The following is a 22,772-nucleotide window of genomic DNA, read 5'->3' as shown; positions in this document are numbered from 1 at the left end:
CCCTCACCAGGTGACCGGCAGGGCCTCGGGCCCGCGGATCAGCGCGCCCTTCTTGAAGGGCACCTCCTGCGGCGGCACGGCCGGCTTCAGGCCCGGCACCCGGTCGAGCAGCGCGTCGACCAGCAGCTCCGACTCCAGCTTGGCCAGCATGCCGCCCACGCAGTAGTGCGGCCCGAAGCCGAAGGCGACGTGCGGGTTGGGACTGCGGTCCAGGTCGATGGCGTCGGGGTCGGGGAAGACGTCCGGGTCGCGGTTGGCCGCGAGGTACGACACGTAGACCGCGTCGCCCGCACGGATGGTGTGGCCCCTGATCTCCACGTCCTCCAGGGCGATCCGGGACAGGCCCACGGCGTTGCGGTGCGGGATCCAGCGCAGCAGCTCGTCGATCGCCCGCGACCGCAGGGAGGGCTCCGAGCGCAGCCGCTCCGCCAGCTCGGGCCGGCTGAGCAGGACGTGGAACATCTGCCCGCTGTTGTTGGTGACCGCCTCGCCGCCGATCTGGATCAGCACCGCCAGCCCGACGGCCTCCTCCAGCGTCACCTCGCCCCGGCCCACCGCCGCCCCGAGCAGCGAGGTCACGTCCTCGCCGGTGGCCCCCTCGCGCAGGCCGACGAGGTTCGCGAAATAGGCGCCCATCTCGTCCTTGGCCCGCTCGCTGACCTCCGCCCCCTGCGAGGAGGACAGGATCAGCTGGGTCCAGGTGTGCATGTCGTGCCGGTCGGTGGCCGGCACGCCCATCAGCTCGCAGATCACCGCGATGGGGAACGGCCCGAGCACGGCCTCGATCAGGTCGGCGGGCGGACCGGCCTCCAGCAGCTCGTCCACCAGCTCGTCCAGGATCAGCCGGGCCTTGTCCCGCACCCGCTCCACGCCCCGCGCGGTGAACGCCGAGGCCACCGAGCGGCGCAGCCGGGTGTGGTCCGGCGGGTCCAGGAAGCCGACCGCGCCGCGGGCGGGGATGAAGTGCGGGGCGAGCCGGGTGACCGGCCGGTCCATGACCGCCTCGCGGCTGAAGCGCGGGTCATTGGTGACCATCCGCACGTCGTCGTAGCGGGTGACCAGCCATGCCCAGCCCTCGCCGTTGGGCAGCCGGATCCGGGTGACCGGACCCTCGGTCATCAGCTCCCGCAGCACCGGGTCGAAGTCGGTGCCGGGCAGGTCGAGCGCGGGCCACTCGCGCACGGGCGGCGCGGGGCGGGGCATCGTCTCTTCGGTCGTCATCTCAGGTCGCCTCGTCGATCCGCCAGCTGCCCACGGCCATCTCCGCGGTGATGCCGGGCCCGAACCCGGCCAGCAGTCCGCGCGCCCGGTCCTGCGCTCCGCCCTCGTCGAACAGCCGGCGCAGCGCGTCCAGGACGACGGCGCTGGCGATGTTGCCGTACTCGGTGAGCGTGGCCCGGCTGAAGCGGAAGGCGTGCGGTTCGACCCCCAGGAACTTGCTGAGGTCGTCCAGGATGCGCGGCCCGCCGGCGTGGATGATGTAGAAGTCCAGGTCGGAGGCGTCCCAGCCATGCCGACGGGCCAGTTCCTGGAGGGCGGGGGCGAGCGGTTCCATGGTGCCGGGCACCCGCTTGTCCAGCAGGAAGTGGAAGCCGGTGGCCCGGACGTCGTAGGAGATCCAGTCCTCCGTCTTGGGGATCAGGTAGGAGCCGTTGCGCTCCAGCCGGACGCCGGTGCCGCCCCGGCCGCGGACCACTGCGGCGGCGATGCCGTCCCCGAACAGGCCGTTGGACAGCAGCGACCCCACGCCCAGGTCGGTGGGCTGATAGCACAGCGAGCAGAACTCGCAGGCCACGATCAGCGCGTTGCCCTCGGGGTAGGCCGTGCAGAAGTCGTGGGCCCGGTTGATCGCCGCGCCGCCGGCCGCGCAGCCGAGCTGGGCTATGGGGATCTGCCGGGTGGTGGAGCCGAAGTCCATCGCGTTGATCAGCCAGGCCGTGAGCGACGGCATCATGAAGCCGGTGCACGACACGTAGATGATCACGTCGATGTCCGTGGTGAGCAGTTCCGCGTCGTCGAGCGCCCGTTGCACGACGGCCGGGACACGGGCCTTGGCCTCGGCCTCGTAGATCTTGTTGCGGTCCTCGAACCCGGGGTGCTGGAGGGTTTCCTCGATGGGTTGCACGATGTGCCGGGTGCGCACGCCGGTGTTCTCGATCAGGCGGAGGGCCAGCGGCAGTTGGGGATGATCGGCGTGACGGGAGCGCGCCAGCTCGAGCGTCTCCTCCATCGTGATCACGTGTTCCGGGACCGACACCGAGGGTCTGCACAGAGTCGCCATGAACCGTGCCTGCTTTCGTAGGTGGTTCACCTCAGAGGGTGCTGAATCCACGATCGCCCGGCGGCACGCCGATCTCGCGCGGGACTACTCCGTACAGGGGAGGAGACGTGCGGCGGCGGGGGAGGGCGTCAGCCGCGCGCGCCGCTGCTGTGCGCGATGCAGGCCACGTCGATGCGGTCGGCCAGCTTCGCCAGTTCGATGGTCAGCGCGGCCACGGTGTCCTCGTCGAGCCCGTCCTGCCCGGCCTCCACCAGGTGCAGCCACCGGCCGCCCACCGTGCGCAGCAGTTTGCTCACATCGGCCGCCGCCACCTGCAAGGTACCGCGGTCGTCGACGATCAGAGGCAGAGTCACTTCGCGGTTCACAAAGGGGATCGTAGCCGCGCAAGGCTCACGCTCCGTGCCATACGGTGGTGATGTTGCAGAACTCGCGGATTCCGTGCCCGGACAGCTCACGCCCGTACCCGGACCGCTTCACCCCGCCGAACGGGAACGCCGGATGGGACGCGGTCATCCCGTTGACGTACACGCCGCCCGCCTCCAGGTCGCGCACAAAGCGGTCGACGTCGGCCTCGTCGCGGGTCCACACGTTGGAACTGAGGCCGAAGGGCGAGTCGTTGGCGATGAGGACGGCCTCGTCCAGGTCGCCGGCGCGGTAGAGGGTGGCGACCGGGCCGAAGGCCTCCTCGCGGTGGATGCGCATCTCGCGGGTGATGCCCGCGAGGACGGTCGGCGGGTAGAACCAGCCGTCGCCGTCGGGGCGCTCGCCGCCGCACAGCACCGTGGCGCCGGACCGCCTGGCGTCGTCCACCAGTTCCTCGAGGTCCGCGCGTCCCCGCTCGCTGGAGAGCGGCCCGACCTCCGTCTCCTCGTCCATCGGGTCGCCGACGCGCAGCGCCCGCATGCCCTCGGTGAACCGCTCGGCGAAGGCGTCGTAGACGTCGGTGTGCACGATGAAGCGCTTGGCGGCGATGCAGGACTGCCCGGTGTTCTGCACCCGCGCGGTCACCGCGACCTCGGCCGCCCGGTCGATGTCGGCGGACGGCATGACGACGAACGGGTCGCTGCCGCCCAGCTCCAGCACCGTCTTCTTGATCATCTCCCCGGCGGTGGAGGCGACCGCACGCCCGGCGGGCTCGCTGCCGGTGAGGGTGGCCGCCCGCACACGCTCGTCGCGCAGGATGTCGTCGATCGCGGCGGAGCCGACGAGCAGGGTCTGGAAGCAGCCCTCGGGGAAGCCCGCCCGGTGGAAGAGGTCCTCCAGGTACAGGGCCGTCTGCGGGACGTTGGAGGCGTGCTTGAGCAGGCCCACGTTGCCCGCCATCAGCGCGGGCGCGGCGAACCGGATCACCTGCCAGAGCGGGAAGTTCCACGGCATCACCGCCAGCACCGGGCCCAGCGGCCGGTAGCGGACCAGGGCCCGGGAGGCGCCGGAGTCGCGCACGTCGTCGGCGGCGGGCTCCTCGTCGGCGAGCAGTTCCTCGGCGTGCTCGGCGTACCAGCGCAACGCCTTGGCGCACTTGGCGGCCTCCGCGCGGGCCTGCTTGACCGGCTTGCCCATCTCGGTGGTCACGACCCGGGCGATGTCCCGCCCATCCTCGTCGAGCAGGTCGGCGGCCCGGTTCAGCAGCCGGGCGCGCTCGGCGAAGGCGCTCGTCCGATAGGTGCGGAAGGTGGCCTCGGCCAGCTGGAGCCGGCGCTCGACCTCCTCGGCGCCCATGGCCTCGTACGTCTTGACCGTCTCGCCGGTTGCCGGGTTCACCGTCGCGATGGGCATGGCTGACCTCCTGGGGCGGCTGTGCTTCGACCTTCCCGCGCGCCGCGGCGGGCCGCAACGCGTGAGGGGGCTACCGGGCCGAGTGCTCCGCCAGCCGGTCGAGAAACGCGGCCTGCGCCCCGACGATCAGCTCGCGCGCCCGGTCGAGGGCGAGCCACGCGACGCGGTCCAGTTCGGGGAACTCCTGGATGCGGCCCGACCTCGGCGGCCACTCCATGGTGAACGTGCCGGGCACGACGGCCGCCGGGTCAAGGTCGGCCTCCACCGCCCAGGCCGTGACGGTCTTGCCGTTCGCCTGCCGCACCTCCCCGAGCGGGACGGCCTCCCCGTCGGGCGGCGCCAGGCCCAGTTCCTCCCGGAACTCGCGCCGGGCCGCCTCCCAGGCCGGTTCGTCCGGTTCGTACTCGCCCTTCGGCACGGTCCACGCCCCGGCGTCCCGGCGGGCGAAGAAGGGGCCGCCCATATGGCCCAGCAGCACCTCGACGCCCTGGCCGGTGCGGCGGAAGAGCAGCAGTCCGGCGCTGCGCCGCGGGGTCACGGGGCCACCTCCGGGTGCGCGGCCAGCAGGGTCTCGACGGTGTCCGCGTCCTCGGGGCGCTTGTCCTCGCGGTAGCGGACGACACGGGCGAAGCGGAGGGTGACGCCGGCCGGGTAGCGGGTGGAGCGCTGCAGGCCGTCGTAGGCGATCTCGACGACGAGTTCCGGGCGTACGGTCACCACCTGGCCGGTGTCCTCGACGGCCAGCTCCCGCAGCCGCTCGGTCTGCCAGGCCAGCATCGCGTCGGTCATGCCCTTGAAGGTCTTGCCGAGCATGGCGAAGCCGCCGTCCGCGGTGCGGGCGCCCAGGTGCAGGTTGGAGAGCCGGCCGGTGCGCCGGCCGTGGCCCCACTCGGCGGCCAGCACCACCAGGTCGAGGGTGTGGACCGGCTTGACCTTCAGCCAGGAGGCGCCGCGACGGCCCGCGCTGTAGGGCGCGTCCAGGGCCTTGACGACGACGCCCTCGTGGCCGCGCCGGAGCGTTTCGGCGAGGAATTCCTCGGCCGCGGGCACGTCGTCGGGGCCGGCGGCCACGGTGCGCCGTACCCGCATCGGCTCGGGGACCAGCCGGGCCAGCTCGGCGTGGCGTTCGGCGAACGGCAGGTCGAGCAGGTCGCGGCCGTTCACGGACAGCACGTCGAAGAAGACGGGGGAGACGGGCACCGCCGCCGCGGCCGTGGCCACGTCCACCCGGGAGCCCACGCGGCCCGCCGTCTCCTGGAACGAGCGCGGCCGGCCGCTCGCGTCCAGGGCGATGACCTCGCCGTCCAGGACGAAGCGCTCCCCGCGCAGCTCCAGCGCGGCCGACGTGACCTCCGGCAGCCGGTCGGTGATGTCGTCCAGGGTGCGGGTGTAGAGGCGGACGGCGTCGCCGTCGCGGTGCACCTGGACGCGGATGCCGTCGAGCTTCTCCTCCACCGCGCAGACGCCCAGCTTGCCGACCGCCTCGGCGACCGAGCCGGCGGTGTGCGCGAGCATGGGGTGCACCGGGCGGCCGACGGTGAGCCGGAACCGGTCCAGCGACCCGGGCCCGTCCGCGAGCAGGGCCCGCGCCACGTCCTGGAGGGACCCGGCGAGCATCACCGCGCGGCGCACGTCCGCGGGCGGCGCCCCGGTCGCCTCGGCGAGCCCTTCCACCGCCAGCGCGTCCAGGGCGCCCTGCCGGACCTCACCGGTGATCAGCCCGACCAGGAAGCGCTGCTCCGCCTCGGTGGCCGCGCCCATCAGCTCGCCGACCAGCCGGGAGCGCTCGGCCCGGGAGCCGGGCCCGCTCACCGCGCCGATCCCGGTCAGCCGGGCGTCCACCTCGCGCACCGTCAGGCTCGGCGCGTCCGCCGGGGGCACCCGGCGCCCGAGCGCCTGCCAGCCGATGCCGAGCCGCCCCTGCGGCAGCCGGCCGGCGAGGTAGGGGATGACCACGGGCACGTCGTCGGCCTCCGCCTCCCGGAACAGCTCCGCGAGCAGCGCGATCTTGCGGGACCGCGCCGAGGTGGCGGCGACCTCCCGGGACACGTCGGCGAGCCGGGCCAGCAGCATGCAGTCATGGTGCACCGCGACGGCGGGGTCTACACCCGCACCGCCGCGTCCAGGTCGGTCATCAGCAGGTCGCCGTTGATGGTGGCGCCCGCCCGGTAGCCGCCGCTCGCGGCGTTCACCACCTGCTCGCCGAAGCCCGTCGCGTTGCCCGCGGCCCACACGCCCGGCACGCTCGTCAGACCGGTCGCGTCGACCACCGGGTAGGCGCCGAACGGGGTCTCGTGGAACGCGGCGCCGAGCTGCCGCAGCAGGGAGGTCTGCGGGACCGGGCGCGGCGCGACGAACACCACCGAACGGGCGTGGGCGCTCCCGTCCGCGAGCCGCACGCCGGTGATCCGGTCGTCCTCGACCACCACCTCCGCCACCTCGCCGGAGACCACCTCGACCCCGGCGGCGGCCAGCCTGCGCAGGTCGTCGTCGGACAGCTCGCTCTCGGCGACCCGGTGCAGGAAGAACGTCACGTCCTTGGACCACTGGGTCACCATCAGCGCCTGGTGCGCGCTCAGGTGGCTGGTGGCCAGTACTCCGAAGGCCTGGTCGCGGACCTCCCAGCCGTGGCAGTACGGGCAGTGCAGCACGTCCCGGCCGAACCGCTCGGCAACCCCGGGGACGTCGGGCAGCTCGTCCTTGAGGCCGGTGGTGATCACCAGCCGCCGGCCGCGCACCGTGCGCCCGCCCGCCAGGGTCACCGCGAATCCCCCGTCGACCCGGGCGGCGGCCACCGCCCGGTCCCGGACCGGCTCCACGCCGTACCGGGCGATCTCCTCGCGGCCGACGGCGAGCAGTTCGGCCGGCGGCATGCCGTCCCGTGACAGGAAGCCCTGCATGTGCGCGGCCGGCGCGTTGCGCGGCTCGCCCGCGTCGACCACCAGGGTGCGGCGCCGGGCGCGGCCCAGGACGAGCGCCGCGGACAGACCGGCCGCCCCGCCGCCGACGACGATCACTTCGTAATCGGTCTCTTCGGTCATCGTGACCACCTCCACCCACAACGTCGTCCATGAGCCACGGGATTGACAAACCGCTTTGCCGAAACTGCAATGGCGGGCATGACGACGGACGAGGTTCTCTCGGAAGTGGGGCCGCGGCTGCGGCGGATCCGCAAGGAGCGCGAGGTGACCCTGGCCACGCTCTCGGAGGCGACCGGCATCTCGGTGAGCACGCTCTCGCGGCTGGAGTCGGGCCTGCGCAAGCCCAGCCTGGAGCTGCTGCTGCCGATCGCGCGGGCCCACCAGGTGCCGCTGGACGAGCTGGTGGGCGCACCGCCGGTCGGCGACCCGCGGGTGCGCAGCAAGCCGATCGTGCGGCACGGTCGCACGTACTGGCCGCTCACCCGGCAGCCCGGCGGGCTCCAGGCCTTCAAGGTGCTCGTGCCCCGGCGCACGGAGGAGCCGGAGCCGCGCACCCACGAGGGCTACGAGTGGCTGTACGTCCTCTCCGGCCGGCTGCGGTTCGTGCTGGGCGAGCACGACATCGTGATGGGGGCCGGGGAGGCGGCCGAGTTCGACACCCGGGTGCCGCACTGGTTCGGGTCGACGGGGGAGGGGCCGGCGGAGTTCCTCAGCCTCTTCGGGCCGCAGGGGGAGCGGATGCACGTGCGCGCCAAGCCGGCCCGGCCGTGAGGGAGGCCACCGCCGCGGAGCGTCGCGGACGCATTCGTCCCCTGCGTCCCCGAGGAAGCCGTTCCGGGGTGCGCGCCCACCCCGTCCAGCCGTGACGGACGCGACTGTTCCCCGATCGTCAAGCGACCGCTTAGTATGCGATCGACCCGGTCGGACGACGAAGTCGCGTGGAGGCCCTTCATGCAGGCATGGCAGGTGCACGAGAACGGCGAGCCGAGCGAGGTGATGCGCCTTGCGGACGTGGCGCCGCCGACGCCCGGCGACGGCCAGGTCCTGCTGCGGGTACGCGCGGCGAACATCAACTTCCCGGACGCGCTGATGTGCCGGGGCCACTACCAGGTGAAGCCCCCGCTGCCCTTCACGCCGGGCGTCGAGGTGTGCGGCGAGACCGAGGACGGGCGCCGGGTCATCGCCACCCCGCTGCTGCCGTACGGCGGCTTCGCCGAGTACGCCGTCGCGGACGCCGCCGCCCTGCTGCCGGCGCCCGAGGCGCTGGACGACGCGGAGGCCGCCGCCCTCCACATCGGCTACCAGACGGGCTGGTTCGGCCTGCACCGCCGGGCCCGCCTGGAGGCCGGCGAGACGTTGCTCGTGCACGCCGCCGCCGGCGGGGTCGGCAGCGCGGCCGTGCAGCTCGGCAAGGCCGCCGGCGCCACCGTCATCGGTGTCGTCGGCGGCTCCGGCAAGGCGGCCGTCGCCCGCGAACTCGGCTGCGACGTGGTGATCGACCGGCGCGCCGAGGACGTCGTGGCGGCGGTGAAGCAAGCCACCGGCGGACGCGGCGCCGACGTCGTCTACGAGCCGGTCGGCGGCGCGGCCTACGCCCAGTCCGCCAAGACGGTCGCCTTCGAGGGGCGGATCGTGATCGTCGGCTTCGCCAGCGGCACCATCCCGAGCCCGGCCCTCAACCACGCCCTCGTGAAGAACTACTCCATCCTCGGCCTGCACTGGGGCCTGTACAACACCAAGAACCCCAAGCTGGTCGCGCACTGCCACGAGCAGCTCACCGAACTCGCCGCCCGCGGCGCGATCAGGCCCCTGGTGAGCGAGCGGGCCCCCCTGGGCGACGCCGCAGCGGCCGTCCAGCGGGTCGCCGACGGGGTGACGACCGGCCGGGTCGTCGTCGTCCCCGAACACGCGTCCGGGGGCGCACCCGCGGGCGCCGCACCCGAGAACGGAGCCGTCGCATGACCGACGCCGAAGACCTGCGCCGCCGCACCCGGGACCTGCTGGCCGCGCACCCGCCCGCGACCACCGGGCGCGCGGAGTTCCTGCGGGCCCGCTTCGACGCCGGACTGGCCTGGGTGCACTTCCCCGAGGGCCTCGGCGGACTCGGCGCGCCGCGCTCGCTCCAGGCGGTCGTGGACGCGGAACTGGAGGCCGCCGGCGCACCCGACAACGACCCGCGCCGCATCGGCATCGGCCTCGGGATGGCCGCGCCGACCATCCTGGAGTACGGCACCGAGGAGCAGAAGCGCCGGTTCCTGCGGCCCCTGTGGCTGGGGGAGGAGGTCTGGTGCCAGCTGTTCAGCGAGCCGGGCGCCGGTTCCGACCTGGCCGCCCTCGGCACCAGGGCCGTGCGGGAGGGCGACGAGTGGGTCGTCGACGGGCAGAAGGTGTGGACGTCCAGCGCGCATCTCGCCCGCTGGGCCATCCTCATCGCCCGCACCGACCCTGCCGTGCCCAAGCACCGGGGCATCACGTACTTCGTCTGCGACATGACCGACCCCGGCGTCGAGGTCCGCCCGCTGCGCCAGATCACCGGCGAGGCCGAGTTCAACGAGGTGTTCCTCACCGGCGTGCGCATCCCCGACGCCCACCGCCTCGGCGACGTCGGCGACGGCTGGCGCGTCGCGCAGACCACCCTCAACAACGAGCGCGTCGCCATCGGCGGCATGCGCCTGCCCCGCGAGGGCGGCATGATCGGCCCGGTCGCGAGGACCTGGCGCGAACGCCCCGAACTGCGCACCCACGAACTGCACCAGCGCCTGCTGACGCTGTGGGTCGAGGCCGAGGCGGCCCGCCTCACCGGCGAACGCCTGCGCCAGCAGCTCGTCGCCGGCCAGCCCGGCCCCGAGGGCGCCGGCATGAAACTCTCCTTCGCCCGCCTCAACCAGGAGATCAGCGGCCTGGAGGTGGAACTCCGGGGCGAAGAGGGCCTGTTGTACGACGACTGGACCATGCGCCGCCCCGAGCACGTCGACTTCACCGGCCGCGACGCCGGTTACCGCTATCTGCGCGCCAAGGGCAACAGCATCGAGGGCGGGACCAGCGAGGTCCTGCTGAACATCGTCGCCGAGCGCGTCCTCGGGCTGCCCGCCGAGCCGCGCACCGACAAGGACGTCGCATGGAAGGACCTGGCCCGATGAGCGCACAGCCGGACCTGCTGTACTCGCCGGAGGAAGAGGCACTGCGCGCCGCCGTCCGGGACCTGCTCGCGGACCACTGCGACGCGGCGCGCGTCCTCGCCCGCGCGGAGTCGGACGCGCCCCACGACCTGTCGCTGTGGAAGGCGCTCACCGAGGGCATGGGCCTCGCGGGCCTCCTGGTGCCGGAGGCGCTGGACGGCCAGGGCGCCACGCACCGCGAAGTCGCCGTCGTGCTGGAGGAACTGGGCCGGGCGGTCGCGCCGGTGCCGTTTCTGACCAGCGCCGTCGTCGCCACCGAGGCGCTGCTGGCCTGCGGCGCCGACGACCTGCTCACCGAACTGGCGTCCGGCGCGTCGGTCGGCGCGCTGGCCGTCGGGCTGCACACCGCCCCGGACGCCGCGTTCCCGACCGTCCACGCCGAGAACGGCACCCTCCGCGGCGAGCTGACCGGCATCGCCGACGCCGCCGTCGCCGACATCCTGCTGGTCCCGGCCGACGACGGCGCGCTCCACGCGGTCGCCGCCTCCGACGCCGCCGTCACCCCGCGCACGTCCCTCGACCTGACCCGCCCGGTGGCCACCGTGCGGCTCGACGGCGCACCGGCCCGCCGCCTGGGCGACTCCGGACCCGCGGTGCGCCGTGCCCTGCGCGCCGCCGCCGGACTGCTCGCCTCCGAACAACTCGGGCTCGCCGACTGGTCGCTGACCGAGACGGTGCGCTACCTGAAGGAGCGCAAGCAGTTCAACCGGCCCGTCGGCGGCTTCCAGGCGCTCAAGCACCGGCTCGCCCAACTGTGGCTGGAGACCGTCACCCTCCGCGCCACCGCCCGCGCCGCCGCCGACGCCCTCGCGCGCGGCGACGACGACTCCGAGACGGCGATCGCGGTGGCCGTCGCCCAGGCCTACGCCGCGTCCGTGGCCGTACGGGCCGCCGAGGAGGCGCTCCAACTCCACGGCGGAATCGGGATGACCTGGGAACACCCGGTGCACCTCTACCTCAAGCGGGCCAAGGCCGACTCCCTCGCCTACGGCACGGCCGGCGCCCATCGCGCCGCCCTGGCCGACCTGGTGGACCTCCGGGCCCCCTGAACCGACGGCCGCGCCGACCACGGGGAAAGCCCGTCCCACCAGGGGCGGGCTTTTCGGTGCGCTCACGGCCGGCGAAGTGAACTCATGGCGGCGGTCAGGCCAACACCGGTCCCGCACCTGCCTGTTGAGCCGAACGGAATCGCATACTCCCTGGAGATCCGTCCGGCCTGTCAGGGAGGCAGAGCATGGCCCTCACCACCACCCGCCGCAGAGCCCTCACCACCCTCGGCGCCGCCCTCGCGGGCGCCGTCGCCCTGCCCGGCGCGACCGCGCTGGCCAGTGACCGGGGGCGCCACCCCCGTCCGCTGTGGCGCGCTCACGCCCACAACGACTACGAGCACCCGCGCCCCCTCCTGGACGCCCTCGACCACCGCTTCGGCAGCGTCGAGGCCGACATCCACCTCGTGGGCGACCAGCTCCTCGTCGCCCACGACCCCGAGGATCTCGACCCCGCCCGCACCCTGGAGTCGCTCTACCTCGACCCGCTCGCCGCCCGCGTCAGGGCCCACCACGGCCGGGTCCACCGCGGCCACCGCGGCTCCCTCCAGCTGCTCATCGACCTCAAGACCGAGGGCGCCTCCACGTACCTCGAACTCGACCGTCGTCTGCGCCGCTACAAGCACCTGTTCACCACGTACGCGCACGGCCGGGTCTTCCCCGGTCCCGTCACCGCCGTCGTCTCCGGCCACCGCGCCGCCCGCGCGCCCATGGAGGCGCAGACCCTGCGTCACGCGTTCTACGACGGCCGCCTCGCCGACCTCGGCACCTCGGCGCCCGCCTCCTTCGTCCCGCTGATCAGCGACAACTGGACGCTGAACTTCACCTGGCGGGGCGAGGGCGCCTTCCCCGAGACCGAGCGGCAGAAGCTGCGCACCATCGTGCAGGCGGCCCACTCCCGAGGGCAGAAGGTGCGCTTCTGGGCCACCCCCGACATGCCCGGCCCCGCCCGCGACGCGCTGTGGGGCGAACTGGTCGCCGCCGACGTCGACTTCCTCAACACCGACGACCTGAGCGGACTGGAGGCGTTCCTGGACGCCCACGCCTTGGTGTGACACCACACGTTCGGTGGACAGGTCAGCCGCCCGGACGAACCCTCCGCTACGCCACACTTGCGGCCGAACGCCGTGAATCAGACGTGGCGGCGTGGCGGAGGAGGTTGACGATGGCCGTTTCCATCTCTGTGGTGCTGCTGCTCCTGATCCTCGCGGTGATCTTCGTGCGCAGCGGCGGGCTGAAGTTCTCCCACGCGTTGGTCTGCCTGCTGCTGGGCTTCTACCTCGCCGGTTCGAGCGTGGCCCCCACCATTCACAGCGGCATCACGGCCACGGCCGAACTGGTGGGGAGCCTCAGCCCCTGATCGGCGGCGGGAGGGGGCGAGGCCGAGGGCGACGGTCGCCTCCGGCGTCGCACCGGTTCCGGGAGTTCGGCGGGCTCGGGACGGTGCGGTGCCGCGGTGCCGCGGTGCCGCGGTGTCGGGGTGCCGGGGTGCTGCGGTGGTGCCGTGATGCGCTCCGGCGCACTGAGCAGCACGCGTCACGTGCCGTCGGCCACGCCGGCCGTCGAGCCCGGGCGGCGGCCGCCCGCAGGCCGCCCGGGTGCGGGTGCGGCGTGGCGTGCGGCACCGACGCCGTGCGGGCTGCACGGCGGCAGCCGTAGGGCGCCGCCGCCTCCTGGCCAGGGCGAGCGCGCCGACGGAGTCGGCCGGTAGGCGTACTGGTGCAGTCCGCGAGCGGCAGGCACGCCTCGGGCGTGGTTCCCCGCCGACCGGCGGCCCGCGCCGCAACGCCCCGGGACAGTGCAGACCGGGGACACGGCGGCCTGTGTGGCGAGCGCCGAGGCAGCCGCCGGTAACCCCCTGCGGTGCCGAGCCGTCCCGCCGTCTGACGAGGCTTCAGCCATCTTCCCGAGGCTTCGTCACGGGCGCAGGCGTCCCGGACGGCATGGTCCGGCAGGGCGACGGACGGGCAGGCCGGGAGCGGACGGGCAGGCCGGGAGCGGACGGGCGAGGCGCCGGGAGCGGGACCGTCTGACGGCGGGTTCGGCCTGTTCGTGGGACGCCCCGAGCCGCGGCGGGTGATGGGCGGCGGTGACGCGCGACACGGGTGGCGGGCGGCGGACGCCGGGCCGTGGCCGCCCCCCACCAGGTGGCACACGCGCACCGGACGGCGGAGTATGAAAACGGGCCGCGAAGGGCACTCGGCCGGCGCTGACCGGCGGAAGGAAGGTCGTGGTCATGTCGCCGATGACGTTCTCCGCGCTGCCTCTGCCCCGGCCCCGCTGGGAACGGGCCCTGGTGACCGGCGGCGCGGGATTCCTGGGCTCGCACCTGTGCGAGCGGCTCCTCGACGGCGGGATCGACGTCGACTGCGTGGACGACCTGTCGACGGGGTCCCGCGACAACGTCCGCCACCTGACCGGACGCCCCGGCTTCCGGGTCCTCGAACTCGACGTCACGGGCCCCGGCCTCGACGCCCTCGCGGGCCCGTACCACCTGGTGCTGCACTTCGCCGGACCGGCCGCGCCGTCGGACCCCGGGTACCGGCCCCTCATCGCGCTCGACACCGCCCGCCTCGGCACCCGCAACGCGCTGACCCTCGCAGAGCGGTCCGGAGCACGGTTCCTCCTCGGCTCCGCCTGCCAGGTCTACGGCGACCCCGAGGAGCATCCGCAGAGCGAGGAGTACTGCGGCCACCTCGACCCCGTCGGCCCGCGCAGCGCCCACGACGAGGCCACCCGCTATGCCGAGGCCCTCACCACCGCGTACGCCACCGCCCACTGCGCCGACGCCGGAATCGTGCGCGTGTTCAACACCTACGGTCCCCGGATGCGGGCGGACGGCGGCCGGGCCGTGCCCACCTTCGTCCGGCAGGCACTCGCCGGGCAACCGCTCACCATCGAGGGCGACGGCCGCCAGACCCGGTCGTTCTGCTACGTCGACGATGTCGTCGACGGCGTGCTCAGGGTCGCCGCCGGCCGGTCCGTACGGCCCGTGAACATAGGCGGCGACGAGGAGACGACCGTGCTGGACCTGGCCCGCAGGGTCCTCGCGCTGACCGGAGCCCGTTCGACCGTGCGGTTCGGCCCCGCCCGCCCGCACGACCCCGCGCGTAGGCGGCCCGTCACCCACTACGCCCGGGAGATCTTCGGCTGGAGTCCCGGAGTCGGCCTCGACGACGGGCTCAAGCGGACCATCGCCCACTTCGCGGAACAGCCCCCGCCGCCCGGCCGGACGGAGCCGCTGCGGTGAAGGCGCTCGTCGTGCGCCCCGACGGCTTCGCGGGCGTGCTGCTGGCCGGGCCCGCCGTGCGCGCCGTGGCCACCCTGGCCTCCCGGGTGACGGTGATGTGCGGCCCCGACGGCGCGCCCGCCGCCCGGCTGCTGCCGCACGTCGACGACGTCCTCGTCTGGGACGCGCCCTGGGAACCGCCCGGGCGCGACGGCGAGGGCCGTCTGCGGCGCCTGCGCGAGGCGGGGTACGACGTGGCGCTCGTCCTCCCGCCGGAGGCGCACGACCCGCTGCCCACGGCACGCCTGCTGCGACGGGCGCGGGTCGCGAGGATCGGCGCGCGGCTCACGGGCGGGCAGCGAGCGGAAGGGGCGGGCGGATCCGGTCACGTCGGCCCCGGCCCGGCGCGCGCCGACGGACAGGCCGGCCCCATCGACGTCGGCCACCGTCTCCCGCCGGACCGGCCGGACGCCGAGGCCGCCCTCGACACGGCGGCGGCCATGGGCTTCGCGCCCCGGCCCGGCGACGACGGACGGCTGCGCGTGGTCCCCGCCCCGGACACCACCGGCCTCACCGGAAACGGCCCGTACGTAGTGGTCCACCCCGGTTCCTCCTGCGACCCGGACCGCTGCCGCGAGACGGTCGCGCTGCTCGCCGACGCCGGACACCGCGTCGTCGTCACCGGCGGTCCCGGGGACCGCGCCACGACCCGGTTCGTCGCCGACGGGACGGCGGTCGACCTCGGCGGCCGTACCGACCCCCGGCGCTTCGCCGGCGTGCTGCGCGCCGCCGACGCCGCCGTCACCGGCAGCGCCGGAGCCGCCCTGCTGACGGCGGCCACCGGGACACCGGTCGTCGCGCTCACCGACCGGCCGCTGCCGCCCAAGGCCCCCGGCGTCCGGCTCGACCCCGGCGGCACCACCGCCCGGGACGTGCGGGACGCCGTACGGAACATCCTCGCGCAGGGAGCGTGACGGCCGGCGCCGCCGCTCCGCGAACCACTACCGCGCGCCTCCAGGAGGTGGCCCATGCCCGACCCCTTCGCCGCCCCGAACTCCGCCCGCTGCGCAGGCCGCCCGGCCCGCGTCACGGTCGCCGTGATCACCCGCGACCGCCGGGACGGCCTGCTGCGCACCCTGGACCGGCTCGCCGCGCTGCCCGAACGGCCCCCGGTCGTCATCGTGGACAACGGCTCCACGGACGGGACGGTGACCGCGGCCCGGGCCCACCCGGTGCGGGCGCGCGTGGTCGCCGCCGGGCGCAACACCGGCGCGCTCGGCCGCAACCTCGCCGTCCGGCACGCGGCCACCCCGTACGTGGCCTTCAGCGACGACGACTCCTGGTGGGCGCCGGGCGCGCTGGACCACGCGGCCGACCTCTTCGACGCGCACCCGCGCCTCGGCCTGCTGGCCGCCCGCACCCTGGTCGGGCCCCTCGCCACCGAGGACCCGCTGAACTCCGTGCTGGCGACCTCGCCCCTGCCGCCCGCCGACGACCTCCCGGGCCGCCCGGTCCTCGGCTTCCTCGCCTGCGCGGCCGTCGTCCGGCGGCAGGCCTTCCTCGACGCGGGCGGCTTCCACCGGGTGCTGTTCTTCGGCGGCGAGGAGAGCCTGCTCGCCTACGACCTCGCCGCCCGCGGCTGGGGCGTCGTCCACGTGCCCACGGTCACCGCCGTGCACCACCCCGACCCCGGCGAACGGCCCGGCCGCTCCGCAGTGCAGCGCCGCAACGCCCTGCTCACCGACTGGCTGCGCCGCCCCCCATCGATCGCCCTGCGGCACACCGGCCGCCTCGTCGCCGACGCCGCCCGCGGCGAGGGGGAAGCCCGGCGCGCGCTGGGCGGCACACTCGCCCGCCTCCCCCGGGCCCTCCGGTATCGCAGGCCCCTGCCCGGCCCGGTCGAACAGGCGGCCCGGCTGCTGGACGACAAGGACAGGACATGACGCACGACACCCCCCGGTCCCGGCCGGCGCGCCCCGGCCTCGCCCCGGCCGCCGACGCCCACGGCCCCGATCCCCGGACGACCGTCGTCATCATCACCCGCAACCGCCGCGCCGAACTGCTGCGCACCCTGCGCACCCTGCGGGCCCTCCCGGAGCGGCCCCGGGTGATCGTCACCGACAACGGGTCCGAGGACGGCACCGCGCAGGCCGTCGCCCGGGAGTTCCCGGAGACGACCCTGCTGCGACCCGGACGCAACCTCGGGGCCGTCGGCCGCAACCTCGCCGTACGGCACACACGCACCCCGTACGTCGCCTTCTGCGACGACGACACCTGGTGGGACCCGGGTTGCCTCCGGCACGCGGCGGACCTCCTCGACGCGCACCCGCGGCTCGCCGCCGTCACGGCGCGCATCGTCGTCGAGCCGTCGGGGGAGGAGGACCCGGTCGTCGCCGAACTGCGCGACTCGCCCCTCACCGGCCCCGACTGGCTGCCCGGCCCCGCCCTCGGCTCGTTCCTCGCCGCGGCCACGGTGATGCGCACCGAGGCCTTCCGGTCCGTCGGAGGCTTCCACCCGGGCCTGTGGATCGGCGGTGAGGAGGAACTCCTGGCCACCGACCTGCTGCGCCGCGGGCACTGGCTGAGCTATGTGCCCGAGCTGACCATCCACCACGCCGCCTCACCGGTGCGGGACAGCACCGAGCGGCGTGTGCTGGGCATCCGCAACACCCTCTGGTTCACCTGGCTGCGGCGCCCCTGGCCGTCGGCGCTGCGGCGGACCTGGTACCTGATGCGCACGGTGCCGCGCGACCGGGCGTCCGTGCGGGCCTTCGGGCGGGCGGTCGCCGGGCTGCCCTGGGTGCTCCGACAGCGCGATCCCGTGCCGGCCGACCTGGAGGCCCGGCTGGTGGCGCTGGAGGAGGCGCGGCGGTCTTCTCCGGCGCGGCGGTACGTCGGCTGAACGACGGGAGGGGGCGGGGGCTTCGGCTGAACGCCGCGCACGGCTGCCCGCACGTGAAGGCGGCCGGGCACGGAGCCCGGCCGCCTTCACGTGCGGTGCGGATCACTTCTCGTTGAAGACGGCCTTGCTCACCTCGGCGGGATTCTCGAACCTCTTCTGCCCGAGGTGCTCGATCCGCTCGGTGACCTCCTTGGGCGCCTTGTTGCTCCGGGCGACCTCCGCGAGCTGATCGCGGTCGGCCGGGTACTCCGCTCCGGACAGGGCTTTCTGCAGGTCAGGGGGGCTGATACCGGCCATGGTTCCTCCATGGTGAAGGATCGGTTTCCTGGGGGGCAGTCCTTCAGGGCACCGGGTGCCCGTCCCGCCCGTCCGGGTAACACGCCCCTGCCGGGCATTGTCCGCCGCCCTTGTGAGCAAGTGCACAAGCTTCTCCAAGTTGCTTGTCCCTGGCGTGACTTGGGGGTTCGCCGCCCTCGGGGGCGAAGGCGCGGGCGACCAGGGTGAAGTCCCGTCTGCCACGATGGGCGCCGCCGTACTCCGGGGTCCGGGTACGGAAGCCTCCACGACCGCCTCTTCGGGCGTCGCGGCAGGCCCGCCGGACCCGGGTGGAGCGACCGCGCAGCGCAGCCGGTCCCTCACAGCTCCCGCGGACGGCCGTCCACCCCGACCGTGTCCCCCGGGACCCCGCTCCATCCGAGTACACCTGTGCCTTCTCTTCCCGCCCCCGCCGTGTCCGCCTCCGCGCCGCGGGCCGCCGACCGGTCGCCCTGGCGGTCCCTGCGGTACCGCAGCATGCGCTGGTGGTCCCTGGCGAACTTCGTCTCGAACGCCGGTACGTGGATGCAGCTCACGGTGCAGAACCTGCTCGTGCTGCAGATCACCGGTTCGGCCGCCGCGACCGGTCTGTCCGTGTCCGTGCAGGCCGCCCCCGCGCTGCTGGTGAGCCTCGTGGGCGGCGCGGCCGTCGACCGCTGGCCCCGCAAGCCGACGGCCCTGGTCAGCCAGGCGCTGCTCGGCCTCGTCGCCCTGGTGACGGCCGCGCTGGTGGCGACAGGCCGGCTCGACCTGACCGTGCTGCTCGTGCTGGCGGCGGTCACCGGCACCATCGCCACCGTCGACGGGCCCGCCTGCGCCCTGCTCGGCAACGACCTGGTCCCCGCCGAGGACGTGCCCTCCGCCATCGGCGTGGGGTCCCTGGTGCACAGCGCCGGCCGGCTCGCGGGCACGGCCTTCGCCGGGGTGGCGGTCGGCTTCCTGGGCACGGCCGCCGCCTATGCCGCCAACGGGCTGTCGTTCCTCTTCGTCGCCTCGGTGGTGCCGTTCCTGCGACCGGCGGCGGGGGCGGTGACGGTGGCGGGGAGCAAGGGCCCGACGAGCGGGCAGAAGGCGAGGACCGGGAAGAGGGTCAGGATCGGGAAGAAGGCGAAGGGCCTTCCGGACACCGTCCCCTTCATCCCCGCGCAGCGCGGCTCCGAGCCGGCCCGCGAGGACCTGCAGCGCGGCTCCGAGCCGGCCCGCGAGGACCTGCAGCGCGGCTCCGAGCCGGCCCGCGAGGACCTGCAGCGCGGCTCCGAGCCGGCCCGTGAGGACCTCACCGTGCGGCAGGGCCTGGTCTTCTTCCTGCGTCGTCCCCGGCTGGTCGCGCTCGCCGGCATCACCGGCGTCAGCGCCGTCTTCGGGCGGAACTACGGGCTCACCCTCGCCGTGCTCGTCACCGGCCCGCTCGCGGGCGGCGCCGGGGAGTTCGGCACGGTGTCCACGGTCCTCGCCGTCGGCGGCATCGTCGGCGCGGTGCTCGGCGCCAGGCTGCGCCGGCCATCGGTGCGGCTGGTGGGCGCCCTCGCCGCCACCGGCGGTCTGCTCCAGGCCGTGGCGGGGCTGTCGCCCTCGCTCGCCGTGCTGCTGGTGCTGGTCCTGCCCATGGCCGTCGTGGAGTCCGTGTCCGACACCGCCGGCACGACCGTGCTGCAGACCGATCCGCCGGCGCAGCTGCGCGGCCGGGTGCTCGGGGTGTGGGGCAGCATCAGCACCGGGTGGGGGCTGGCCGGGCCGCCCGCGCTGGGCCTGCTCATGGAGTGGGCGGGAGCGCGCGGCGCCCTGACCGCCGGCGGCCTGGTCATCGCCGGTTCGATCGCGGCGGGGTACCTGCTGCGGGAGCGCAGGACGCCCGTGCCGGTCACCGTGCGCACCGAGGAGCGCGGCGGAGCGGCGCAGCCCGAGCTCAGCACGGCGGCCTGACGCCTCAGCCGCTCGTGGCCGTCGGTACCGGGTGAGGGCGGGGGTGCGGCTGCGGCTCGGGTCGCGGCAGTGTGCGCACCGCCGTCAGCACCTCGTCGACCGTGATCCTCAGCAGGCGCTCGTCCGGACGCCGGCCGTGCGCGTCGCCGGGGCGCGGCGAGTCGTCGTCGGGGTGCCACAGCACGCGGTGGCGCCCGTCCGGCGGCGGTCCCCACAGCCGGGGCGCGACCGGTCCGAACAGGACCACCGAACAGGTGCCGAGCGCCGTCGCCAGATGGGCCAGCCCGGTGTCGCCGACCACCACGCAACGGGCCCGCGCGACCAGCGCGGCCAGCTCCGCGAACGGCACGTCGCCGCTGCCGCCGAGAACGGCGGACCGGGGCAGGCCCGCCCCCGTGGCGACGGCCTCGGCGAGCGCGGCCTCGCCCGCCCCCGCGGTCACCACCACCTCGTGCCCCTCCCGACACAGCTCCCGCGCCACCGCAGCGAACCGCTCCGCCGGCCAGCAGCGCGCGGGCGCGTCGGCGCCGGGGTGGACGACCACGGCGCCCGGCGCCGGGGAGGGCGCGTCGGGAGCCGGGACGGCCAGGTCCGCCGGGTCGGCCGGGACGCCGTACCAGCGCAGCAGACGGCACCACCGCTCCCGCTCGTGCTCGTCCTCGCGCCATTCGGGGCCAGGGATGCCGGGGGTGTCCGGGTGGGCGAAGGCGTGGAGACGCGCCGGGCGCAGACGGGCCAGCAGGAGGTGACTGGGCGGTCCGTTGCCGTGCAGGTCGACGGCGAGGTCGGGCGGCGGGCCGTCCCACGGCAGGTCGTCGGGGACGGACCGGCCGGGGGCGTGCGTGGGCAGCAGCCGGTCCACCAGGCCGGTGGCGGCCACCGCGCCGGCCAGCCGCTCGGGCGCGGCGAGCACCAGTTCGTGGTCCGGCAGCCGCCGGCGCAGCGCCCGCAGCGCGGGCACCGCGGTCAGCAGGTCCCCGAGCCCGAGCGCCCGCAGCACCAGCGCCCGCGGCCGTACGCCGGTCACGACGGCCCCGGCCGCACGGCCGCCTCCGCCGCCCGGCGGGCCAGCAACGTGGTGGAACGCCCGTCCAGGTAGGGCAGGACGACCGCCTGCCCGCCCCAGGCGCGCAGCACCCGAGCCTCAGGCAGCTCCTGCACCGAGTAGTCGCCGCCCTTCACCCACACGTCGGGCCGCAGCCGGCCGAGCAGTTCCTCGGGCGTGTCCTCGTCGAACACGGCGACCGCGTCGACGCTGCCCAGCGCCTCCAACACCCGCACCCGGTCCGCCACATGGTTCAGCGGGCGCCCAGGGCCCTTCAACCGGGCCACGGAGGCGTCGGAGTTGAGACAGACGATGAGGCAGTCGCCGACGCCCCGGGCGCTCTCCAGCAGACCCACGTGCCCGGCGTGCAGCAGGTCGAAGCAGCCGCCGGTCGCCACGACCGTGCCGCCCCGGGAGCGGACCTGTTCGGCGAGGGCGAAGGCGTCCCGGACCGGCGTCTCGGCAGTGGCCGGGGCGGTCGCGGTTCGCCACAGCGCCGGATTTCCGGCGCCGCCCTCCGACACGAACGCGGCGGCCTCGGCGACGCCCCGCTGCACGGCCTCCTCCGGCAGCGCGCCGTCGGCCAGGGCCGTCGCGGTCGCGGCGGCGAAGCAGTCGCCCGCGCCGCACGGATCGCCGACGGCCCGGAAGGGCGGCGGGATGAGCATCGGCGTTCCGGCCCCGGGACGGGCCAGCAGCACCCCGCGCTCCCCGAGCGTCACCGCCACGCCCGCCGCCTGCCAGCGCTCGGCCAACTCGGTCCCGCGCTCGGCGTGCGCGCGCAGCGAGTCGCCCTCACCGGGGCACAGCCCGCGCGCCTCCGACGCGTTCGGCGTCACCAGCCGGGCGCCCCGAACCGGCGTGTCCCCCTTCGGATGGGGGTCCCACACCAGGGGTGTGCGCGGAGTGACGGCGGCCAGATGCTCACGCACGGCGCTCACCGTGTGCCGCCCGTAGTCCGCGACCAGCACCGCATGGGCCTGCCGCAGCGCCTCGCGCACCGCGTCGTCGGGCTCGCCGGGCGTGCCGCCGCCCCGGTCTATCCGCACCAGGGGACGGCCACTGGCCATCACCCGGGTCTTGACCGGCAGACTGCCCGTCAGCGGGATCTCCACCAGCCGGACCCGGCCGCGCAGCTCCCGGCGCACCGCCTCGCTGGCGGCGTCGTCGCCGAGCGCGGTCACCAGGGTCACCTCACGGCCGCCACGGGCAGCCAGCGCCGCCGCGAGGCCCGCCCCGCCCGGGTGCCGCCGGTCGCGCGTCACATCGACGACCGGCGCGGGGGCGTCCGGCGCCAGCCGGGAGGCGACGCCCTCGATGTCCTCGTCGAGCAGCACGTCCCCGACCACGACGAGCGGTCGCGGGCCCTTCACGACGCCCTCCGGCGGGCGGCGACCGGCCGGGCCGCGAGGGCGCCCGCCGCGGAACCGCCGCGCGGGGCGACGGCCGCGTCGAAGGCCTCGCAGAGCAGATGCACGGCGACCAGATGGGCCTCCTGCACGGTGGCCGTGGTGTCGCCGACGATGCTCAGCGTCTCGTCCGCCGCCTCGGCCAGGGGGTTGGGGCCGGGCCCGGTCATCGCCCACACGCGCAGACCGGCCGACCGGCCGGCCACGGCCGCGCTGATCAGGTTGGCGCTGCGGCCGGACGTGGACAGCAGCACCAGGACGTCGCCGGGCCGGCCATGGGCGGCCACCTGGCGGGCGTACACCTGGTCGAATCCGTAGTCGTTGCCGAGGGCGGTCAGACTGGAGGTTTCCGCGTGCAGGGAGATCGCCGAGTACGCCGGGCGCTCCTTGCGATAGCGGCCCACCAGCTCGGCGGTCAGATGCTGGGCCTGGGCGGCGCTGCCGCCGTTGCCGGCCGCGAGCAGCCGGCCGCCGGCGGGCAGGACGGCGGCGAGCCGCCCGCCCCAGTCGGCGATGCGGGCCAGGCCGCCGTCCCGGCGCAGCCGGAGGAGCGCCTGCTCCAGCGACCGGCAGTGCAGTTGCGCGGCTTCGAGGGCGGGGACCGCCGGGGAAGGTGAGGATTCGGTCATGCTGGTCGGGCGTGCCGCGTCGCTCGGGACGGCGGCCGGGCCCACACCTCCTTCGGACGTCGGTGCTCCGGGGGTCGTCGGAACGCTTGTCGGGGGTCGGGGCCGGGGCCGTGGCCC

General features: G+C 75.2%; 22 protein-coding genes. 11 read left to right on the top strand and 11 right to left on the bottom strand.

All coding sequences use genetic code 11. The features are described from left to right. Positions 1-3: 3 nt before the first annotated feature. The 7 genes from ACZ6KF_RS25890 to ACZ6KF_RS25860 all read right to left on the bottom strand — a co-directional run bounded on the left by ACZ6KF_RS25890 (position 4) and on the right by ACZ6KF_RS25860 (position 7,098). Entirely contained in the window at positions 4-1,221 is a 1,218-nt protein-coding gene (locus ACZ6KF_RS25890) for a cytochrome P450 (protein ID WP_356630788.1), read from the bottom strand. A 1-nt stretch (position 1,222) separates the two neighbouring features. Continuing rightward, a complete protein-coding gene (locus ACZ6KF_RS25885) occupies positions 1,223-2,311 on the bottom strand; it encodes a type III polyketide synthase (protein WP_356630786.1) in 1,089 nt (362 codons plus the stop codon). 98 nt (positions 2,312-2,409) lie between these two features. Beyond that, the gene (locus ACZ6KF_RS25880; protein ID WP_356630784.1) at positions 2,410-2,646 is read right to left on the bottom strand and encodes a DUF6213 family protein; all 237 of its coding nucleotides are present in this window, start codon (positions 2,644-2,646) and stop codon (positions 2,410-2,412) included. 25 nt (positions 2,647-2,671) lie between these two features. Next, positions 2,672-4,057: an NADP-dependent succinic semialdehyde dehydrogenase gene (locus tag ACZ6KF_RS25875; protein ID WP_469159973.1), complete on the bottom strand. Its 1,386-nt coding sequence runs from the start codon at positions 4,055-4,057 to the stop codon at positions 2,672-2,674. 70 nt (positions 4,058-4,127) lie between these two features. Beyond that, complete coding sequence (locus tag ACZ6KF_RS25870; RefSeq protein ID WP_469240561.1) at positions 4,128-4,595, bottom strand: NUDIX hydrolase; 468 nt, start codon at positions 4,593-4,595, stop codon at positions 4,128-4,130. Beyond that, a complete protein-coding gene (locus ACZ6KF_RS25865; protein WP_469159974.1) occupies positions 4,592-6,130 on the bottom strand; it encodes an ATP-dependent DNA ligase in 1,539 nt (512 codons plus the stop codon). Before ACZ6KF_RS25865 ends, ACZ6KF_RS25870 begins: the two co-directional genes overlap by 4 nt. Before the next feature lie 29 nt (positions 6,131-6,159). After that, positions 6,160-7,098, bottom strand: a complete 939-nt coding sequence (locus ACZ6KF_RS25860) for an NAD(P)/FAD-dependent oxidoreductase (protein WP_469240559.1) — start codon at positions 7,096-7,098, stop codon at positions 6,160-6,162. A 78-nt stretch (positions 7,099-7,176) separates the two neighbouring features. Here ACZ6KF_RS25860 and ACZ6KF_RS25855 point away from each other — a divergent pair, with 78 nt between their 5' ends. The 10 genes from ACZ6KF_RS25855 to ACZ6KF_RS25810 all read left to right on the top strand — a co-directional run bounded on the left by ACZ6KF_RS25855 (position 7,177) and on the right by ACZ6KF_RS25810 (position 17,334). Then, the gene (locus ACZ6KF_RS25855) at positions 7,177-7,749 is read left to right on the top strand and encodes a helix-turn-helix domain-containing protein (RefSeq protein ID WP_469240557.1); all 573 of its coding nucleotides are present in this window, start codon (positions 7,177-7,179) and stop codon (positions 7,747-7,749) included. A gap of 180 nt (positions 7,750-7,929) precedes the next feature. Then, positions 7,930-8,940: an NADPH:quinone oxidoreductase family protein gene (locus ACZ6KF_RS25850; RefSeq protein WP_469240555.1), complete on the top strand. Its 1,011-nt coding sequence runs from the start codon at positions 7,930-7,932 to the stop codon at positions 8,938-8,940. Further along, positions 8,937-10,118, top strand: coding sequence for an acyl-CoA dehydrogenase family protein (locus ACZ6KF_RS25845; protein WP_469240553.1), 1,182 nt, complete (start codon positions 8,937-8,939; stop codon positions 10,116-10,118). The genes ACZ6KF_RS25850 and ACZ6KF_RS25845 overlap by 4 nt, the downstream gene beginning before the upstream one ends. Next, positions 10,115-11,206, top strand: a complete 1,092-nt coding sequence (locus tag ACZ6KF_RS25840) for an acyl-CoA dehydrogenase family protein (protein WP_356630769.1) — start codon at positions 10,115-10,117, stop codon at positions 11,204-11,206. Before ACZ6KF_RS25845 ends, ACZ6KF_RS25840 begins: the two co-directional genes overlap by 4 nt. A gap of 185 nt (positions 11,207-11,391) precedes the next feature. Continuing rightward, the gene (locus ACZ6KF_RS25835; protein ID WP_469240551.1) at positions 11,392-12,258 is read left to right on the top strand and encodes a phosphatidylinositol-specific phospholipase C/glycerophosphodiester phosphodiesterase family protein; all 867 of its coding nucleotides are present in this window, start codon (positions 11,392-11,394) and stop codon (positions 12,256-12,258) included. Positions 12,259-12,368: 110 nt separating this feature from the next. Beyond that, positions 12,369-12,563 carry a hypothetical protein gene (locus ACZ6KF_RS25830; RefSeq protein WP_356630765.1) on the top strand — a complete coding sequence of 65 codons (195 nt, stop codon included), beginning with the start codon at positions 12,369-12,371 and terminating at the stop codon, positions 12,561-12,563. Between the two features lie 876 nt (positions 12,564-13,439). Continuing rightward, the gene (locus tag ACZ6KF_RS25825) at positions 13,440-14,453 is read left to right on the top strand and encodes an NAD-dependent epimerase/dehydratase family protein (protein WP_469159980.1); all 1,014 of its coding nucleotides are present in this window, start codon (positions 13,440-13,442) and stop codon (positions 14,451-14,453) included. Beyond that, positions 14,450-15,406, top strand: a complete 957-nt coding sequence (locus ACZ6KF_RS25820; protein WP_469240549.1) for a glycosyltransferase family 9 protein — start codon at positions 14,450-14,452, stop codon at positions 15,404-15,406. Before ACZ6KF_RS25825 ends, ACZ6KF_RS25820 begins: the two co-directional genes overlap by 4 nt. Before the next feature lie 54 nt (positions 15,407-15,460). Further along, entirely contained in the window at positions 15,461-16,375 is a 915-nt protein-coding gene (locus tag ACZ6KF_RS25815) for a glycosyltransferase family 2 protein (RefSeq protein ID WP_469159982.1), read from the top strand. After that, positions 16,372-17,334: a glycosyltransferase family 2 protein gene (locus ACZ6KF_RS25810; protein ID WP_356630757.1), complete on the top strand. Its 963-nt coding sequence runs from the start codon at positions 16,372-16,374 to the stop codon at positions 17,332-17,334. Before ACZ6KF_RS25815 ends, ACZ6KF_RS25810 begins: the two co-directional genes overlap by 4 nt. A 102-nt stretch (positions 17,335-17,436) precedes the next feature. Here the strand turns inward: ACZ6KF_RS25810 and ACZ6KF_RS25805 are convergent, their stop codons facing one another. After that, positions 17,437-17,631 (bottom strand): DUF2795 domain-containing protein, encoded by a 195-nt coding sequence (locus tag ACZ6KF_RS25805; RefSeq protein WP_356630755.1) that lies wholly within the window; start codon positions 17,629-17,631, stop codon positions 17,437-17,439. A 495-nt stretch (positions 17,632-18,126) separates the two neighbouring features. On the opposite strand from ACZ6KF_RS25805, the gene ACZ6KF_RS25800 reads away from it, so the two are divergent. Then, positions 18,127-19,572: an MFS transporter gene (locus ACZ6KF_RS25800; RefSeq protein ID WP_469240625.1), complete on the top strand. Its 1,446-nt coding sequence runs from the start codon at positions 18,127-18,129 to the stop codon at positions 19,570-19,572. A 4-nt stretch (positions 19,573-19,576) separates the two neighbouring features. Here the strand turns inward: ACZ6KF_RS25800 and ACZ6KF_RS25795 are convergent, their stop codons facing one another. The 3 genes from ACZ6KF_RS25795 to ACZ6KF_RS25785 are packed head-to-tail and all read right to left on the bottom strand — an operon-like array spanning position 19,577 to position 22,655. Beyond that, positions 19,577-20,599, bottom strand: a complete 1,023-nt coding sequence (locus ACZ6KF_RS25795; RefSeq protein ID WP_356630753.1) for a glycosyltransferase family 9 protein — start codon at positions 20,597-20,599, stop codon at positions 19,577-19,579. After that, a complete protein-coding gene (gene rfaE2, locus ACZ6KF_RS25790; protein ID WP_469159984.1) occupies positions 20,596-21,990 on the bottom strand; it encodes a D-glycero-beta-D-manno-heptose 1-phosphate adenylyltransferase in 1,395 nt (464 codons plus the stop codon). Before rfaE2 ends, ACZ6KF_RS25795 begins: the two co-directional genes overlap by 4 nt. After that, complete coding sequence (locus tag ACZ6KF_RS25785) at positions 21,987-22,655, bottom strand: D-sedoheptulose-7-phosphate isomerase (protein WP_469159985.1); 669 nt, start codon at positions 22,653-22,655, stop codon at positions 21,987-21,989. The genes rfaE2 and ACZ6KF_RS25785 overlap by 4 nt, the downstream gene beginning before the upstream one ends. Positions 22,656-22,772 lie beyond the last annotated feature (117 nt).

The organism is Streptomyces sp. NPDC046379, assembly GCF_055587785.1.
Note: the sequence above shows the minus strand (reverse complement) of the source record. Positions and strands in the feature narration are given on the sequence as shown.